This window comes from Oscillatoria sp. CS-180 (assembly GCF_028330965.1).
Classification (GTDB): domain Bacteria; phylum Cyanobacteriota; class Cyanobacteriia; order Phormidesmidales; family Phormidesmidaceae; genus Halomicronema.
Genome location: NZ_JAQMUB010000069.1, coordinates 1 through 17,910 on the forward strand (window position 1 = coordinate 1; position 17,910 = coordinate 17,910).

The window sequence follows — 17,910 nt, forward strand, 5'->3', positions numbered from 1 at the left end:
GAAACGGGCCTGCGGCGAAGATACTTTGGGGGCCACCCCACGGCAAAATAGCTCGGTGCCAGGTTTATACTCCACCCACAGCGTTGTCTCTACTATCAGAGGCAGCGCTGTTACTCTATTTTCCTCTGGCCTATCTCCCCCCACTCCACTCACCTCTCTGGCTCAAATACTTCGACTGTGATGATTTCTCCGTTTTGAATAGCCCAGTGAGCAAATGCGCCTGCGACATCGCCATTGTCGTCAAACTCTAATGAGCCTGAAGCTCCGGTGTAGTCAATATCTTCTCCATTAGCGATCGCCTCAACAGCTTTGCCCCATTCTCCTGGCTTGATTTCCACACCCGGAGCGTTGGCAACTTCCCGAATAGCTTGTTGAATCGCTCCCCCATCCGTACTTCCAGAGTGTTCGATCGCTAAAGCCAAAATCATCATTGCGTCATAGGAGGTATCGATGTAGGGCTTAGGCGGCAGTTCTCCATATTTCTCTTCGTAGGCATTATTAAACGTTGCATAGGCTTCGCTTTCAACATCAGATTGCGCTACTGTGCCGAATGCGCCCTCAAGAATATCTGCTCCAATTGCGTCAATAACTTCAGGAGCTTTCATCCCGTCCGTGAAGATGAAGCGGTCAAAAAAGCCTTCCTCTAATGATTGTTTAAGAATGGTAATGCCGTTTTCGGGATAGCCAATCAGAAGTAATGCTTCAGCTCCTTCATTGGCTAATTGCTGTAGCTCGCCCCGATAGGAAGCTTGTCCTTTTTCATAAGGGACAGAGCCTGATACCGTGCCTGCTTTTCCTTCAAAGGCGGCTTGAAAGCTTTCTGCTAATCCTTGGCCATAATCATTGTTGACGTAGATGATGGCAACATTTTCTAGTCCCTGTTCACGAGCAACTTCCGCCAGAGCAATGCCTTGAAAGGCATCCGAAGGCACAGTTCTAAATAGAAAGTCTTCGTCAGCCAAAGTAGAAATGACAGGGGACGTTGAAGCTGGAGAAATCTGAGGAATACTGTTGTCCTTAGTGATGCTTTCTGCGACAGGAATGGTATTACCACTAGAGAGCGCCCCTAGAATGGCGATCGCCCCTTCAATGGAGACAAGTTTCTGAGCTGCGTCTATTGAAGGTTGAGCTGCGGTTTGTGTATCGCCTACAGAGACCTCAAGGGGTTGACCCATGACGCCGCCATTAGCATTGATCTCATCTAAGGCAAGATTGACACCGTTGAGACTAGTTTCACCAAATGCTTGGAGATCACCCGTCATGGGCATAAGGGCACCAATTTTAATGACATCACTACTAGATGCGGATGCGCTCTCTGAGTCGACGTCGCTTTCATCTGTGGTGAGTTCAGTTTGTCCGGTGCAAGCAGCAAGAGACGTGGCTACTAATCCGGCTAAAATCCAGCGGTTCCTCAAAGCATTAAGGCAAACCATGAAATACCTCCCATTGCGTGAGCAGCATTCTTATGTTCTGCATTGTAGGGGGAACTACGGTGAGGTAGTTCTATTGTTAAATTTATATGCCGCCCTGATAGGCTCCCGCGTACACATCGCTTTAGATTAGTCATGTTAGCAATAAAAAATGTATCAAAATCGTTTTCGGGCTTGATGGCTGTCAATGACTGTTCTTTGGACATTCCACAACGAACAGTTACGGGAATCGTCGGTCCTAATGGGGCTGGTAAATCGACTCTGTTCAACATCGTTGCTGGTTTTCTGAAGCCGACTTCGGGGCAAATACACTTAGATGGTCATGATGTTACGGGTTTATCTGCTCACGAGCTGTTTCGCCATGGATTAGTCCGTACTTTTCAAATTCCCCGTGAGTTTGGCAAGATGACTGTACTAGAAAACTTAATGCTTGTGCCGCCGCGTCAACTGGGTGAGAACTTGATTAAGGCTTGGTTGCTTTGGCACCAAGTCATGCAGCAGGAGAAAGACATTCTCCGTAAAGCTGAGGATGTGCTGAATATTTTGAATCTTTGGTCTGTGCGAGATGAACTCGCCAAGAATTTGTCAGGTGGCCAAAAGAAGCTGTTGGAATTGGGACGATCGCTCATGGTTGATCCCAAGGTGATCTTGTTAGATGAGCCTGGAGCAGGGGTCAACCGCACACTGCTGAAAGATTTGACGGAAACTATTCAGCGGCTGAACACTGAACGAGGCTGCACTATCTGCCTGATTGAACACAATCTGGAGCTAGTTGCCAGTTTGTGTGATCGCGTTATCGTGATGTCGCAAGGAGCGGTTTTGGCCCAAGGAACGATGGAGTCTATTCGTCAACACCCTGAGGTCCAGGCTGCTTATTTAGGGAGTTTGCACAACGACTTGTCGTCATCTTCGCTATAGGACGCCCTTTGGCACCAGGTTTTGGTCTGTATTTACTGAGAAGCGAAGGATTGACGGTCACTTGACGTTACAGTAATTGAAGCAAATCTGGCATGTGAGATCGGGTTATGAGTGAAGAAACCACTGGTAAAGTACTGCTTGTCGATGATGAAGCAGGGCTTCGGGAGGCTGTACAAGCTTACTTAGAAGACAGCGGTTTATCCGTGGAGGTAGCAAGTAACGCAACCGAGGGTTGGGAGAAGCTTCAGCTGTCAACGCCTGATGTTTTAATTTCTGACATTATGATGCCCCAGGTTGATGGATATCAATTTTTGGAGCAGGTGCGTACTGATCCCCGCTATAAGTCTCTACCAGTCGTTTTCCTTACGGCTAGAGGCATGACTAGCGATCGCATCCAAGGTTACAGCGCTGGTGTTGATGCCTATCTGCCTAAGCCGTTCGATCCTGAAGAATTAGTGGCAATTGTGACCAACTTGATCGAACGCCAAACGGCCCGAATCCCTGAAGGAGGCGAACTGCCTGACATTGCCGCTATGGCGAAGCAGATTGAAGAAATCAAAGCCTTGCTGACTCAGAAAGGGAGCATTGCAAAAACGCCATCCCCAATTCGCATTGACTTTACTCCACGTGAGCAGGATGTCCTCAATCGGGTCGCTGAGGGACTCATGAATAAAGAGATTGCCAGTCGGCTCGATACGAGTGTGCGGAATGTTGAGAAATATGTCAGTCGTCTTTTCAGCAAAACGGGTACGAACAGCCGAACTGAGCTTGTGCGCTACGCTCTGGAGCACGGTTTAGTGACAGACGAGGATTAATAGACCCGTGGAATTCCTGAGTGCTCGGAGTTGATGCTAATCTAGATAACACTGTTGAGTCGGATCTTGGATGTTCTGAAGAGATGTGACGCCTGCTCTGGGTTTGAGATTTTCACCTAAGACTGCTCTTTTTTGGACATCAAAGTTTGAATGGGTTAGCGTAGGCACTCGACAGTTTGTTACATTACGTTAATATAGAACACATTAGGTGCATGCTGGTCTGCACCCAGCCCTGCGTTGCTAGGGTTTTGCAATACCCGTCTAGACTGGTCCCAACGTTTTGCTTGGGGTAGGCGCTTACTGGAATGAAACATTTCTATGTCTTTTGAAAACCTTGGCTTGTCGGATAAGCTGTTGCGTGCGATCGCCGATCAAGGATACGACACACCAACACCGATTCAAGCCGAAGCCATTCCTGCCGTTCTAGAGCAGCACGACGTTTTAGCGAGTGCCCAGACCGGGACTGGTAAAACAGCAAGTTTCACACTGCCGATATTGCACTTGTTGAGTACGACCTCTCAGCCTGGTAAAGGTCGCAAGGTCCGTGCGCTTGTTCTAACGCCTACTCGCGAGCTTGCAGCTCAGGTCGAAGACAGCATCAAGACGTACGGGAAATACATGCCGTTGAGAGTCGCCTCCGTTTATGGTGGCGTGAGGATGGGCCCTCAAATTGGTCGCCTCCGACGTGGTGTTGATGTTTTGGTCGCGACACCGGGTCGCTTGTTGGACCACATCAGTCAAGGAACTGTCGATCTTTCCTTTCTCGATGTATTGGTCCTGGATGAAGCTGACCGTATGTTAGATATGGGCTTCATCCACGATATTCGCAAGATTATTGAGCATTCTTCGGCTGAACGACAGACGCTCCTGTTCTCTGCGACCTTTTCTCGCCAGATTAAGAGACTGGCTGATGACCTCTTACGGTCTCCAAAGGTTATTGAGGTGGCTCGGACTAACACGGTTGCTGAGAACGTTACTCAAGTTGTGCACCCAGTTGATCGTCACCGCAAGCGAGAGCTGCTTTCTCACATGATTGGTTCTCGGAACTGGCAACGGGTGCTTGTTTTTACCCGTACCAAGCATGGTGCAAATCGCCTTGCCGAGCAGTTGCAAAGCGATGGTTTGTCCTCCGACACCATTCATGGCAATAAGAGCCAAGGTGCACGTGCGCGTGCGCTTGATGCCTTTAAGCGCGGCAAGGTCCGTGTACTGGTTGCTACAGATGTTGCAGCTCGTGGTTTGGACATTGACGAACTGCCTCATGTTGTTAATTTCGATTTGCCGAACGTTGCCGAAGATTATGTTCACCGCATTGGTCGGACAGGGCGTGCAGGTAATGAAGGCGACGCAATTTCCTTAGTTTGCGTTGATGAGCATTATTTACTGCGCAATATTGAGCGCTTGTTAAAGCGTGATATTCCGCAGTCTGTGATTCCTGGCTATGAACCTGATCCGTCTATCGCTCCTGAACCGATTCCGGGAGCAAAGCGGCCTGGCAATAAGCAACGTCGTGGTGGTGGCCGTTATCAGGCTCGCAACGGCAATGCTAGACGGTCAGATGGTTACAGCCGACGTCCCTCTCGATCTAAGCGGGGAGGAAAGCCGACAGCGGCTCCTATCTTGAAGAAAGCTTCCAATGCTGCGGCTGGGAAAGACGATCGCAAACGCGCATAAGTGTTTAATTTTCTAACGCTGCCTTTGTCTTCGGCTTGACGCAGTATGAGTAGTGCATACCTTGTTCTGGATTTAATGACCAGTCAGGTATGCACTATATTTTTATGTGCCTCAGAATTTTCTGAGAGAAAGAGAAGATTGATGCTTGATTGTTAATTTTAGTCAAGCATTGACCATTTTGTATTTCAAATAGCAATAATAGATATAAGTAGATGCTACTTAAATTTGTTCGTTCACCCTCGTCTGTTATTCCAGTTGATTTATTGAAACGCTGAAGCAGTAATGACGATGGCGGAAGTAGGGAAAGTCCCGAAGGAACGCGCCCCCATTTACTTTCAGAATCTCGGAGGCGATTTTATGTTGACCACTTCACTCTCACAAGGCTTGGAAATTGTTTTCATTGTCAGCGTAATGACAATTGTTGTTTCACCAATCCTTTGTTGGATACTACCCAACCGTGTCGAAACAATTTAGGCCGGTTTAGATAAGCGATCGCTACCTTGAGTCAGCCATGCTTGATAGCGTAGTGTTCTGCTTACTATTTTGAACGACTCCGCAAGGGCAAAACCGTCATCGGTTTTGCCCTTGTTTAGTTTTGCGCCTTCATTGCTCAGGACTTATGCGTAGCTCCTTTGCATTCCCTCAAATACGGGAGCAAACATGGGAGACTGAACGACTTCTCTGGATTTAAGAGATTGAGGAGATAAAGTCGGAGTCAACTGCGTCAGTCCTACGGGTATCCGGGTCTCTGGGGCTATCCCGATCACGGCTAATTGCAGTCCTGAAGCTGGGACATGTGGAGAACCATTTCATCGATCGCATCTAGCATGACCCCACCAGATTGGCCTGACTGATTGATGACAATGCTAAAAATAACGGTGCCATAACTGTCTGTTTCCAAGTAGCCAGACAATGCTCGTACGCCTCTGAGCGTACCTGTTTTGGCATGGACCTTACCTTGGGCGCGGGTTTCCTTAAAGCGATTGCGGAGGGTTCCGTTGATGCCGCCGGTCGGTAGCGACTCATAAAACAACCCAGTGTTGTCTGTTTCGTACATGCCTTTGAGTAAGGTGACTAAGGCTGACGGCTTGACTTTGTTACTGCGTGAGAGACCTGACCCATCTGCTTGGATAAAGCTATCGGCTCTGACACCCAGCGGTTCCAGTGCTGCTTGGACTCGATGCTGTCCTCCAATGTTTCTTAATAAGTCATCAGCACGAGCGTTATTGCTGTCGCGGTTAATGGTGTAAAGCTCGTCTCTGAAGGCAAACACCATTTGAGGATCGTGGGCTGCAAATATTTGGATAGCAGCAGCAGTGGTCAGCAGCTTGATGTTTGAGGCTGGAATCAGCAGGTTGTTTGCATTATGGGCATAGATGACGCGCTCCTCATCCAGGGGATAGACCAAAATGCCCCAGTTTGCTGTGCCGAACTCGGGGCGATTGATGATGCTATTAATAGTTCTGTCCAAATCGCTGGGACAAAAGCGAGTATCAAAAATCTGGCTAACAGCTGAATTGACAAGAGTGGTTTCGGTTTGAGGAGCTGTTTCTGAGTTGATCGCTCCCTTAGCATCAAGGGCGGAAAGGCTGGTGGTAAAAACGGTAGCCGAGAGGGCGATCGCCATTCGAAGCCAATTTGAGGGCTTAAAAGCAAAAGATGTCATACCTGTATCTCCACGATGGGCGAGTGAGCGAATTTTCCTAGGCCACTATAGGCTGTTGAGGGTGTTCTGAATACCGTGGGCCGTATAGGAAAAGACGGAACTCCCGCAATAATCGCGGCTAGATCTGAGAGAATGCACTCAAGGATGGAGGACAGCGCAGGACTGTGGTGAGATTGCCTGAGGTTATTGGTATTGATGTTGGCGGGACGGCTATCAAACTGGGACGGTATAGACAAGATGGAACCTGTATAGAGACACTCACGATTTCAACCCCTCAGCCAGCTACTCCGGAAGTCGTTTTGTCAGGAATGGTGGCTGCGATCGATCAGCTTGATCCTGATCGGATTATTCGAGCTATTGGCATTGGCACGCCAGGTCCTGCCGATGCAGAAGGACGCATTGCACGAGTCGCCATCAATCTATCTGAGTGGAGCGATGTGCCGCTGGCGGACTGGGTAGAAGCACGAACTGGTGTCCCCACTGTTTTAGCGAATGATGCGAATTGTGCTGGTTTGGGTGAAGCGTGGTTGGGGGCAGGTCATGGCCTCACAGACCTTGTTGTTTTGACGCTGGGCACCGGAGTCGGCGGTGCCATTATTCTGAATGGCAACTTGTTTACGGGACGGACGGGGGCTGCTGGTGAATTGGGTTTGATTACGCTAAACCCTGAGGGACCTCCTTGTAACAGCGGTAATCGAGGATCGCTGGAGCAGCATTGCTCGGTTCAAGCGGTGCAGCGAGAGATGAAATGTGAGCCGGGCAAATTAGCAGCACGAGCCTTAATGGGCGATGAAACCGCGATCGCCTATTGGCAGCAATACGGTCGCTATTTAGGCGCTGGGCTGGCTAGCTTAATTTATGTTCTGACGCCAGAGGCGATTATTCTAGGTGGAGGAATTAGTGCTGGAGCAGATTTATTTCTACCTGCTGTTTGGCAAGAGATTGAGCAACGGGTTTTGCCTAGTTCTCGGGAAGACCTACAAATTCTAATCGCAAAATTAGGAAATCAAGCAGGAGTTGCGGGTGCAGCAAGACTTGCTTTTCAGAAGTTCTGCAAGGAATAATTCAGGTATTGTCAAAGGGCCTATGGCACCAGGTGATGGTTGCAATTATCAGCTTTCCCTGTGAATTTTAAGCAACTCAAAGTCGATAAATTCAGGATCATTGGGTACAAAAGGTATAGTTGGTTCCAGGGTTTAAAGGAAACCGCCTGTCAATGACAAAAACCAATTATTCCGCCCTGGTAGGAACTTTTGTAATTACGGCTGGACTTTTAGGCGGAGCGGTTTGGTATCTCAATAAGACTGCTCCTGGCCTATTAGGCGTTGTTACCCCTTCCAATGATCAAGGGGCGGTCACTCCTCGTGGCAAAACGGAGCTATCTCTTTTAGGAGATACATTCAGCGGATACAGTACATTCCGTAACGAAGCCTTTCAAACAGTATTGACAGAGGCTGGCCTGACGCTCAATTACGCTGATGAGTTTGATCAAGCTGCTCGGGCAGCGGCTTTGGCTCAAGGCAATGCGGATGTCATTGTGACCACTCTTGACCAGTATTTGCAGCAGCAGCCTCAGGGAACTATCGTTGGATTAATTGATCGCACTGTGGGAGCAGATGCGGTTGTTCTCAATACTCAAAAATATACTTCGTTGACTTCTCTGCTTGAATTGGCACCGCTTTTGCAGCAGGCGCAGAGTCAGGGACAGTCTTTGAAGATTGCCTTTGCTGGGGATACCCCTAGCGAATATCTAGCGCTAGTTCTAGATACAAAATTCGATGCGTTGAACCTTTCGGATTTTGAGATTGTCCGGGTTGCCGATGCATCTGAGGCTTGGGCGCTGATGCAAGATCCTAATGAGAACGTTGCGATCGCGGTTCTCTGGGAGCCATTTGTAACTCAGGCACAGCAGCAGGGCTATACCGTAGTGCTGTCTAGCCAAGATGCGCCCAACTCAATTGTGGATGTGATTGTGGCTTCAGATAGAGTGTTGCAGTCGAATCCAGCTGCCATTTCTGCATTGCTAGAGAAGTACTATCGTCGTATTGATTCCAATGTGCGGGATGCCTCGCAATTCCAAACTCAAATTGCAGAGGATGGTGATTTGACTGCAGCAGACGCAGGAGCCGTGCTGAAGGGTATTGACTTCTTTACAGCGGCAGAGGCCCAATCTTGGATGACCGATGGCACTCTTAAACAGCGGATTGAGGCGATCGCGGCGGTCCTTGTACTGTCAGGTCGGCTCAACGATATTCCCGCCAATCCCGAGACGCTATTTACCGATGAGTATTTGCGCGAGGCGGCTCAAAACACTCAAACTCTGATTGAACTGGTGCGAGCGGACAATCCAGAATTGGCTGAGCGACTGATGGGAGAAACAGAGCAGACGTTGGTTGTTCCTGAGGTGACAGCTGCAGAAGTTCAGGCTGCACCTGACATCGGCAACTTGAATGTGCAGGGCAAAGTCGAGTTTGACACAGGGGCCGCTCAACTCACCCCGGAAGGCCAGCAGACGTTACAGACGCTAGCTCAAGAAATTCGCGAGTTTAACCCTGAGACGGTCGCTGTTCGAGTAATTGGTCACACCTCAAGGACAGGATCGGCGGATCTGAACCAGCGGCTCAGTCAAGAGCGTGCTCAGGTCGTAGTTGACTACTTACGTGGACAAGGAATCCAACACAACGTTGTGGCTGAAGGCAAAGGCTTCTATCTGCCACTGTCGGGGATTGATCCTGCTGATCCACGCCAGCAGCGCACTGAAATTCGACTGGTGAGAGTGAACTAAAGCCCCAGCAACAGCATTGCCGAGGCTTGACTAGGTGTTTAAGTTGACTGAACGTTAAGCCTAAAGCGGCTTAGCAAGGACTTAACAAACAGCACAGACATCCATCGGTTCAACAACTAGGATATTGGCTCTCCGTCCTAGCACGCGGACTTTGCTTTCGATGGAGATGGAGAGGGGGCGATCGCAACACGCCCGCCAGCGCACTCCTTGAAACTTCACCCGACCTAGCTGACCTGGTTGAATGTCATCCTTGACAACTGCTAACGCTTCAAATTGTGCGTACCATTCGTCTTGATCTCCATTAAAGAAGTTGTTCGTCAAGGGATAAGTAGTCTCGAAGAAATCAGCTTCCTCCAAATCTGAACTAAATAACGCTTTCAGTAAGTTCATCAGTAATCCCCCTTACGGAACTAACTCAAGGCTAGTTAGTTGCTCGGATATCCAGCAATGCGTTTTAGTTGTACTTCTCTATAGAAACCAAGAGTATTGATTGCTTAAAATGCGAATGACGCAGCCGATAGAGCCACGCCATTGAAACACCCATTGATTCATTTGTATTGACCTATACACGAAAGACTGAAGGTATTTAGAATCGCATACCAGAGGTGGTGCTTCCTCCACGAGGTGGGTCTCCGCCCTGAGGTTTATAATCTGCATAACTTGTTAATGTAGATGCTAACAGCCAACATAAAGTGGCACTACAGAGAATACCTAGCTTAGATAGAGAAACTGATGAGATAGTCTTAGTTTTCATTACTACTGATGGTTGAGTTTCTTGAGTAAATTTGCTCCTTGTTAGAAGATCACCCCTTGTTACAGATTCCAGTTTGTATCTCCTATTACATCGTTTTTATATGTAATCAGAATAAAGCACTACGTTTGTTACTTAAAGACCATGTCAATTTACAGATAGTCCCCCCTTCAGGCTTAGAAATTCGTGAAAAGCGACCTTTGAGGGTATCTTCTAAGCGATAAAAGAATTTAGTGCCCTCACCCATATGTGGAGAGGTTAGCCCTGGACCGTTATCTTCGATTCGCAGGGTGTAACAGTCTTCGCGGACCTTACCTGTGACAAGGAGGCGAGTGGTTCCCGTTGCATGTTTGCCGACATTTTCGAGAGATTCCTGAAGAAACCAACAAAGTTCTCGTTTGTCTTCTAGCTTCAATGATTGGCAATCGAAGGGTTCAAATACGGCAGAACGCACTCTGATCTTTTGAAAACCAGGCAGCTCTCGCTGTAAGCAAAGATTATAAATTTCATAAAACACCTCATGCATTGGATGAGTCAGTTCCAGACGGATATCCCGCCGAGAATCGGCCAGATACACATCTTCGATAGCCTCTTGTCTTAAATTCTCTCCAATATTTCTGATTTCTTTATTAAGGGCTTTTAAGTCTGTGATTAAATTTGTCTGATTAAGCTTTCCATCTTTGACGCTGCGCAAAACGCCCGCTAAAGTTTGAAGTGGCCCTGCATGAATCGAGTTGAAGATTCGATCCGTGACTTTACGACGCTCTTCCAATAATTTGTGAGCTTCTTCTTCGAGCTTTCGAGCCTTTTCTAGAGCTAGTCTCTCGCTTTGATAAAACGCGATATAAGCTATTCCAGTAACCGCAAGTAAAGACGATGCGGGTAAAATAGGTAACCAAATGCCGAAGTAGTAAAGCAATAAATAGCTAGCAATTAGCAAAAGTATGATTGCCAGTACTAAAAGGACAATATTCCACAAGGTAGTCCTTTTTTTGCGATATACACTACCAATCAGTATGCCTCCAAGCCCAGTTAAAATAACTAGTAAGTCTTCTGTTAAAAGGTGAATTGACTCAATTAAAGGTCTGCCATGTAAGGTCTTGTTGATGATTTGACTTGCTGCGTGTGCTTCAAGCTCTGTGCCAGTGATTCCAAAACGCCTTAAAACAAGGTTTGAATCTTCACTAGTCTCTATCAAATTCGAAGAGGCGGCTACTGGTAAAAACTGTGGAAATGGTGCTTCGTCACCGCCTACGATGATAGCTTTATCAGTAAGGTTTTCTATCTTGAAGTCTTCGTTTTGTAAATCTGAAGACCTGATTACTTCAAAATTGTTTTTTCCTACTCGAAAGTTTAATAGTATTTGTAAAGGAGCAATGTCTTGGTTTCTAATATATCCACCAAAGGTTTGGTTCAACTTTGGAAGCTTTATGTATTGATCAGTTTTGGAATTTTTGAAAATAGGAATTTCAGGGTCATCTGCGTGATTGTCCAGGATGAACTGATGTTTCTCTAAGTATTTTTCTGCGACTCTAAGGGAAAAAGAAAATTTGAGTTCATTATCGGACTTATCTTTATTGTTGTCAGCCAGATATGCTCCAACGACAACTCTTCTAATTCTGCCGTCCTGATCAAAGAAATGATCATTGATGCCAAATTGCTCTTGAACAACTTCTTTAGAAACTTCTTCCATGGGAAGTATTGGATCAGGTGGGAAAGCTTTTTCTGCACCAATCAGGTTTTCATGAGTTTCGAAAAGCTCTACGAGTCGGAGACGGTCTACTTGGTTGTTTGGTTGTCCACGAAAGATGTTGAGACCCACAACTGCGGGATCTGCAGAAAGAATGCGTTCTAGCAGATCGGCAATTTGCCCATCAGATATGTTTTCGCTGTTCTGCAGAATATCGGTCTCTATTAGAACAATAACGACGTGTTCGTCTTGGGGTTCTGGGGGGCGGTGGCGGAGGAAGAAATCTAGGGTGATGAGTTCGAGGCTGGAGAAGAGGCCCAGCCAGCGAGCTAGGATAAATCCACCGATCAAGAAATAGCCGATGCGCCATTCCCAAGATTTGTCGAAAACGGCTTTAAGTTCTTTGAGGGTGTAGTTGACGATTGGCAGCATGGGGATAAGTGCTAATCGACTAAACCTTCTTCGCGTGCCTTTAGACAGGTGACGATGCGGAGATTGCGGCCTTCCTCTTTTTCGTCTTCTGGATAGATGCCCAAAACGTCGTAGATCTTGCTCCAGTAGTTTCGCACCATGCTTTCTGAGACGTGGAGGTGCTTGGCGATCGCCCTATCCTGATATCCTTCTTTACACGCTAAATCTAGTGTCTCTAACCACTCTGGCTTTAACTCTAGGCCCGCTTTGAGGCTTCTGATATCCCGGGTATGAGTGTAGCCGTGGAGGGCTGCTCTAAATCGTTCGAATGCCTTCTCAGTCGCGCTGTCTTTACTCGTGACAGTAAAGCCGCCTCGATGATTGTCGATGTCGGGAATGATTCTGACTAAAGCATCGGGGTATGACGTGTGAACCGCGATGTTAAGGTGTTCGTAATCATTCATCAAATCTTTGAGGAACTGGATGCCAACTTCAGTTGAGGCATTTTCTCCGGCGCTTTCAGGCAGCTGTAAATCCAGTACGAGTAAATTGGGCCTAAGTCGGTCAATAGCCTCTCTAGCTTCTTCAATAGTTGTCAGGGTTTCGAGAATGATTTTGTCGCCAAAGCGCTTCAAAATGCTGTGGATTCCCTCTAAAGTTGTGGGGTGATCCTCAACCACAAAAATGGTCTGGCGATCGCTGCCTGAGGCCGCAATGGAAGTCATAGGATTCAGAGAACACGGGATAGTTGGCGGTAGAGCAGATGCAACTATAGTCATTGTTTTGAACAGGGTTGGCAAAGATACAGACGGGAAAACACAGAAAAGCCATATTCCTATAGTCTGGCGCAGAACACGAAGCTGCTCAATAGGGAAAACTATAGCTTGTGTGACAGAAATCTGGACTGTTCTGTGGGGACGAATGTAAAGGCTCTGAAAGCGATGATCGATCTGTAAGGGCTGGAGGGTTCTATTAAAACGTGCGGAATCAGGAAAGCTTCTGTTGAAGGAGTAATATCGGCTAAATGACATAGCTCAAAGGAGGGTCATGTTGAATCCTGGGATGTCAAAACCTAACTGCTCTGTTGTTTACTACCGTTTCGTACCTATTGATGAAGGCATTTCCCTTGAACTTTGGGAACCGAAACCCTCTCCGGATGATGCTGCTAGCTATCAATTCCGTTTGCGCTATCAGTTCACGTCAATATCGACTGCATTGGCAGCGCTTCACGATTATTTGAAAGCTAACGGCGTGGAGCAGGCGATCGCCCATCCCATTGATGAAGCAAACGCATACTTTCATGAGTCGTTAGCTGTCGCAACGTTGGGATAACCGTTTAAGTCCTTTAGAAGGGACGTATCGTTGGCAGAATAGGTTCCGATCAACTGAATAATGCAGTGCTTGCCGTTTGTTAAATCTAATTGGCGGCGTCTGTTTCGGTGGGGTTCAAGACTGACCGAGATTGTTCCTGCAGGTAATATTCGCCAATATCGGCGCCACTGATGACGATAGGTTCATATTGCAGAACGCCTCGTACCCTGAGTGACGCACCAACGTCGGGAAGCGATTCTGAGCTGAGTATCCACAGCTGTCCGGTCGCATCTTCTATTTGATAAAGCACCCCTTCTAAGAGGGGTGCTTGCTTCAGCACAGTTCCTTCGACCTGAATCGTTTGACTGACTTGGTCAGACGATAGATTTTCAATAGTAACTGTTGACTGCGTTAGTTGAGCGAGAGAAGACGGAATATGGATGCCGGTTGACTCTTCCTTGGGAGCTGTAGCATTAGGCTGACTACAGCCCAACAGCACGGTTGCCACAGCTATTCCGCTTAGCGTTCTTCGCCAGTTGATATGTTGCATCATCCCGATAGTTAGGATAAGAAGCCTCTAAATCTGAGACACTAGTGTTCGTGAATGTGCGCTGAGAGACCTCAAGTTCTGGTAGACAGCATCGTTGTTTAGCACAGTGACTTATGGTGTTTGGTTGCTCAGCTCCTTCAGTCAACAGCGTAACTCAGGATTCCAATGGTTCAAGTTCTGGATGGCAAGGCACTGGCAAAAACGACCCAAGCTCTTTTAGTTGAAAAGGTCAGAGATTGGACGTCTCAGGTTGGTCGCGCACCCGGATTAGCCGTTGTGATGGTGGGGAATAATCCAGCTAGTGCGGCCTATGTCAGAAACAAGGAGCGGGCTTGCGATCGCGTCGGCATTACCTCATTTGGGCGTCACTTGCCTACAGAAACAACTCAGGAGACTCTTGAGCAGCTGATCACCGAATTGAATGCCAATGATCTAGTCGATGGTATTTTGCTGCAACTGCCTGTGCCAGATCATTTAGATGATGTTGCATTACTGAATGCGATCAATCCCGATAAAGATGTGGATGGACTACATCCAGTCAATATGGGGCGACTGCTGCGGGGAGAACCCGGATTCCGGAGCTGTACACCCTTGGGGGTGATGCAGCTATTCAAGGCCAATGACATTACTGTGGCGGGGAAACGGGCGATCGTTGTGGGCAGAAGCATTTTGGTGGGTAAGCCAATGGCGATGCTGCTGCTGGAAGCGAACGCGACAGTGACGATCGCTCATTCTCGTACGCATGATTTGGCTGCTCAGACTCGGGAAGCCGATATTGTTGTGAGTGCGATCGGGAAACCCAACTTCTTGACAGCAGACTATGTGAAACCCAACGCAGTTGTGATTGATGTTGGTATCAATCGTGTTGAAACAAACAATGATCAGTATCGACTGGTTGGAGATGTAGACTATGAAGCGGTTAGCTCAATTGCTGCTGCAATTACCCCAGTGCCCGGGGGAGTTGGCCCGATGACGGTGACGATGCTGTTGCACAACACTGTATTGAGCTACTGCAACCGTGTAGCTGCTTTGCCGAGTGATGTTTCCCTTTTGTCCTGATAGTCGCAATTGAATGTGATGACTCCTCTAACCGATACAACTTTTGACCTCAAGACGTATTTGCGCAACCAAAAACAACGGGTTGAGGTAGCTTTGGATGCCTCAATCGAAGCGGGCTATCCTGAGACAATCTATGAGGCAATGCGCTATTCGCTAATGGCGGGAGGAAAGCGTCTACGGCCTATTCTTTGTTTGGCAACATGTGAGCTATTAGAGGGGACTGAGGTGCAAGCGATGCCGACTGCTTGTTCCCTAGAGATGATTCACACGATGTCGCTGATCCACGACGATTTGCCTGCGATGGATAATGACGACTATCGTCGCGGCAAATTGACCAACCACAAGGTCTACGGCGAAGATGTTGCCATTCTCGCAGGTGATGGTCTACTGGCTTATGCTTTTGAGTATGTGGCGACACAAACGCAGGAAGTTGCTCCGGAGCGGATTTTAAGAGTTATTGGAGATTTGGGTCAAGCTGTTGGTGCGGCTGGGTTAGTCGGAGGGCAAATTGTCGACTTGGCTTCTGAGGGCAACGCGGACGTGACCTTGGAGACCCTGAATTACATTCATACTCACAAAACAGGCGCACTCCTCAAAGTTTCGGTGACGTCGGGTGCTGTTTTGGCCGGAGCGGATGATGCTCAGGTGAATGTCTTGTCTCAATATGCTGATCGCATTGGTCTAGCGTTTCAGATTGTGGATGATGTTTTGGACATTACGGCAACCTCTGAGGAGTTAGGTAAATCGGCGGGTAAGGATTTGGCGGCACAAAAAGCGACTTATCCTAGTTTTTGGGGGATTGACGAATCCAAGAGGCAAGCTCAGCATCTTGTTGAAGAAGCAAAAGCTGATGTACTTAATTGTTTCGGGAACAAGGCCCGTTCGCTAGTTGCCTTAGCAGATTTTATTGTTAACCGTACCCATTGATGACCTATCTAGGAAATATGCAAGACATCGGTGATATTTTGCAAAATCGAGTGCTCATCGTAGCGTTGATAGCTTGTCTTTTGGCTCAATTTTTGAAGCTGGTGTTTGAGCTGATTCGTCACCGCAAGATCAATTTGCGGGTCTTGGTTGAAACGGGTGGTATGCCCAGTTCTCATTCGGCGTTGGTGACTTCGCTGGCTTGCGGGATTGGTCAAACACTGGGGTGGGCGAGTCCGGCATTTGCAGTGACGACGGTGTTTGCTGTAATTGTGATGTATGACGCTGCTGGCGTGCGACAGGCGGCCGGTAAGCAGGCTAAGATTTTGAATCAGATTATTGATGAGCTGTTCCGTGAGCAGCCCGAGTTTAATGAGGACCGCTTGAAAGAACTGCTAGGACATACCCCTGTACAGGTGATTGTGGGATCGGTATTAGGGTTAGCAGTGTCTTGTTTGGCTGCGCCTGCCTATTAGGGATTGAGTGGAGTGGCGGTATTGGAGTTAAGGCGTTTGCGTTTGCGGCAGTTTAGGAGATGCGGAGAGCTGCGATCGCTAGACAGGCCCAACCCGCCAGGAATGCTACTCCGCCCAGAGGGGTGATGGGACCCACGGCTTTGATGCCTGCCAAACTGATGAGGTACAGGCTGCCGGAAAAGAGGACAACTCCTGCAATAAATAGCCAGCCTGCGGCCATGAACCAAGGTGTAGCTTCTTTAATGATGCTTAGCAAGATAGCAACGGCGAGCAGAGCCAGGGCATGATACATCTGGTAGCGAATGCCTGTGCCGAAGACTTCGATCGCCCTTGCTGGCAGTTGGTTCTGTAAAGCATGACTAGCAAAAGCTCCTCCAGCTACGGAGAGGCCGCCTAGAATAGCCGCGATCGCTAGAAAAACCTGCATAACGCCTCAAGAGTATTTGTTATTGTCTCGTCGATTGTAAACAGGTTTGGTTAGGCTTCGTTAGGTGCGATCGTTCAGGACAAGGGCGACCTGTGCACCAACGTGTTCCAAGGCCGCTCGGAATTCTTCCGCTGTTTGCCGCGAAGCCCCTTGCTGGATTGGTTGAGGAACGTTACGAACGAGTGCTTTGACCTCTTTCCAGTCGAGTCCGGTGAGATCGCGTACGGTTTTGACAATTTCTCGCTGTTTAACTGAAGGCACCGCTTCAAGAATGACATCGAATGTGGTTTCTTTCATTGAGCGTAAGAGTTGACTGTCCACCTCTCCTAAATGAAAACAGTAGGTCATGTTGCCATCTAAATCGACTTGAGTGGTGGCATCATATTCGGCGCTGCGATCGCTGAGATAGGCTTTGGCCGCATCACCATCAATTTGAGCTTCTATGGAAAACCGCAGCGGGGTAATCTTGCCTCGACCGGCTTTGACTAAACGGAAAAAGGTGTCTCTGAGTTGCTTTTCTTTGATGGGGTCAAGAGTGGGCTGGCGATTGGGCCGCAGTAGCTGACTATTGAGATTGCCGAGATGGAAGCAGTAGGTGATGTTGCCCTCTACATCGACTTGATAAGTCGCGTCATATTCCATGCTGCGATCGCTGAGATAGGCTTTGGCTTGACTACCGTCAATTTGAGCTTCCATGGAAAAGCGCAGGGGAGTAATTTTGCCTCGACCCGCTTTGACTAATTGAAAGAAGGTATTTTTGAGGCGTTCTTCTTCCTGGAGTTGATGCTGTCGTCGGCTGTCCCAGAGTAGCCATCCCCCTCCACCGGTTGCCGGAACTCCTAGCAAGATGCCTGCTGTGATGGTCTCGCGTTGACCTAAGCGGTTGGGGTTGCGGTCTAGGCTAGTTTCAACAGCTCGACCCAGACACCAAAAACCGAGCAGGAATAAAGCGCTTGCTCCGACAATCTTGACCTTGTTCATGATACGGACATATGAGGAATAGGGATGACAAGACGGTGAGTG

At 48.1% G+C, this 17,910-nt stretch carries 17 protein-coding genes and 1 riboswitch; of the genes, 9 read left to right on the forward strand and 8 right to left on the reverse strand.

What is annotated here, in order from left to right; translation table 11 throughout:
* Positions 1–149 precede the first annotated feature (149 nt).
* On the reverse strand, positions 150–1,433 hold the full coding sequence (locus PN498_RS16455; protein ID WP_272064023.1) for an ABC transporter substrate-binding protein: 1,284 nt from the start codon (positions 1,431–1,433) through the stop codon (positions 150–152).
* A gap of 174 nt (positions 1,434–1,607) precedes the next feature.
* Here PN498_RS16455 and PN498_RS16460 point away from each other — a divergent pair, with 174 nt between their 5' ends.
* From PN498_RS16460 to PN498_RS16470, 3 genes are all read left to right on the forward strand, one after another.
* Positions 1,608–2,348 (forward strand): ABC transporter ATP-binding protein, encoded by a 741-nt coding sequence (locus PN498_RS16460; protein WP_272064024.1) that lies wholly within the window; start codon positions 1,608–1,610, stop codon positions 2,346–2,348.
* Between the two features lie 107 nt (positions 2,349–2,455).
* On the forward strand, positions 2,456–3,163 hold the full coding sequence (locus PN498_RS16465; RefSeq protein ID WP_272064025.1) for a response regulator transcription factor: 708 nt from the start codon (positions 2,456–2,458) through the stop codon (positions 3,161–3,163).
* Between the two features lie 318 nt (positions 3,164–3,481).
* On the forward strand, positions 3,482–4,837 hold the full coding sequence (locus PN498_RS16470) for a DEAD/DEAH box helicase (RefSeq protein ID WP_272064026.1): 1,356 nt from the start codon (positions 3,482–3,484) through the stop codon (positions 4,835–4,837).
* A 228-nt stretch (positions 4,838–5,065) separates the two neighbouring features.
* Positions 5,066–5,161: riboswitch (Glutamine riboswitch) on the forward strand.
* Between the two features lie 445 nt (positions 5,162–5,606).
* On the opposite strand, the gene PN498_RS16475 is transcribed toward PN498_RS16470, so the two are convergent.
* Positions 5,607–6,503 carry a D-alanyl-D-alanine carboxypeptidase gene (locus PN498_RS16475; protein ID WP_272064027.1) on the reverse strand — a complete coding sequence of 299 codons (897 nt, stop codon included), beginning with the start codon at positions 6,501–6,503 and terminating at the stop codon, positions 5,607–5,609.
* A gap of 173 nt (positions 6,504–6,676) precedes the next feature.
* On the opposite strand from PN498_RS16475, the gene PN498_RS16480 reads away from it, so the two are divergent.
* Both PN498_RS16480 and PN498_RS16485 read left to right on the forward strand, forming a co-directional pair.
* Positions 6,677–7,567 carry an ROK family protein gene (locus PN498_RS16480; RefSeq protein ID WP_272064108.1) on the forward strand — a complete coding sequence of 297 codons (891 nt, stop codon included), beginning with the start codon at positions 6,677–6,679 and terminating at the stop codon, positions 7,565–7,567.
* A gap of 152 nt (positions 7,568–7,719) precedes the next feature.
* Entirely contained in the window at positions 7,720–9,288 is a 1,569-nt protein-coding gene (locus PN498_RS16485; RefSeq protein WP_272064028.1) for a phosphate ABC transporter substrate-binding/OmpA family protein, read from the forward strand.
* A gap of 81 nt (positions 9,289–9,369) precedes the next feature.
* Here the strand turns inward: PN498_RS16485 and PN498_RS16490 are convergent, their stop codons facing one another.
* From PN498_RS16490 to PN498_RS16500, 3 genes are all read right to left on the reverse strand, one after another.
* Positions 9,370–9,678 (reverse strand): NfeD family protein, encoded by a 309-nt coding sequence (locus PN498_RS16490; RefSeq protein ID WP_272064029.1) that lies wholly within the window; start codon positions 9,676–9,678, stop codon positions 9,370–9,372.
* A 470-nt stretch (positions 9,679–10,148) separates the two neighbouring features.
* Positions 10,149–12,161, reverse strand: coding sequence for a CHASE2 domain-containing protein (locus PN498_RS16495; protein WP_272064030.1), 2,013 nt, complete (start codon positions 12,159–12,161; stop codon positions 10,149–10,151).
* Between the two features lie 11 nt (positions 12,162–12,172).
* The gene (locus tag PN498_RS16500; protein WP_272064032.1) at positions 12,173–12,865 is read right to left on the reverse strand and encodes a response regulator; all 693 of its coding nucleotides are present in this window, start codon (positions 12,863–12,865) and stop codon (positions 12,173–12,175) included.
* A 322-nt stretch (positions 12,866–13,187) separates the two neighbouring features.
* On the opposite strand from PN498_RS16500, the gene PN498_RS16505 reads away from it, so the two are divergent.
* Positions 13,188–13,472: a hypothetical protein gene (locus PN498_RS16505; RefSeq protein WP_272064034.1), complete on the forward strand. Its 285-nt coding sequence runs from the start codon at positions 13,188–13,190 to the stop codon at positions 13,470–13,472.
* Between the two features lie 85 nt (positions 13,473–13,557).
* On the opposite strand, the gene PN498_RS16510 is transcribed toward PN498_RS16505, so the two are convergent.
* Positions 13,558–14,004 (reverse strand): hypothetical protein, encoded by a 447-nt coding sequence (locus PN498_RS16510; protein WP_272064036.1) that lies wholly within the window; start codon positions 14,002–14,004, stop codon positions 13,558–13,560.
* Positions 14,005–14,166: 162 nt separating this feature from the next.
* Here PN498_RS16510 and folD point away from each other — a divergent pair, with 162 nt between their 5' ends.
* The 3 genes from folD to PN498_RS16525 are packed head-to-tail and all read left to right on the forward strand — an operon-like array spanning position 14,167 to position 16,460.
* The gene (folD, locus tag PN498_RS16515) at positions 14,167–15,060 is read left to right on the forward strand and encodes a bifunctional methylenetetrahydrofolate dehydrogenase/methenyltetrahydrofolate cyclohydrolase FolD (protein ID WP_272064038.1); all 894 of its coding nucleotides are present in this window, start codon (positions 14,167–14,169) and stop codon (positions 15,058–15,060) included.
* An 18-nt stretch (positions 15,061–15,078) separates the two neighbouring features.
* Positions 15,079–15,987, forward strand: coding sequence for a geranylgeranyl diphosphate synthase CrtE (gene crtE / locus PN498_RS16520; RefSeq protein ID WP_272064039.1), 909 nt, complete (start codon positions 15,079–15,081; stop codon positions 15,985–15,987).
* 17 nt (positions 15,988–16,004) lie between these two features.
* A complete protein-coding gene (locus tag PN498_RS16525) occupies positions 16,005–16,460 on the forward strand; it encodes a divergent PAP2 family protein (protein WP_272064109.1) in 456 nt (151 codons plus the stop codon).
* A 52-nt stretch (positions 16,461–16,512) separates the two neighbouring features.
* Here the strand turns inward: PN498_RS16525 and PN498_RS16530 are convergent, their stop codons facing one another.
* Positions 16,513–16,887 (reverse strand): DUF423 domain-containing protein, encoded by a 375-nt coding sequence (locus PN498_RS16530; RefSeq protein ID WP_272064041.1) that lies wholly within the window; start codon positions 16,885–16,887, stop codon positions 16,513–16,515.
* Between the two features lie 60 nt (positions 16,888–16,947).
* Positions 16,948–17,868 (reverse strand): ribosomal protein L7/L12, encoded by a 921-nt coding sequence (locus PN498_RS16535; protein ID WP_272064043.1) that lies wholly within the window; start codon positions 17,866–17,868, stop codon positions 16,948–16,950.
* Positions 17,869–17,910 lie beyond the last annotated feature (42 nt).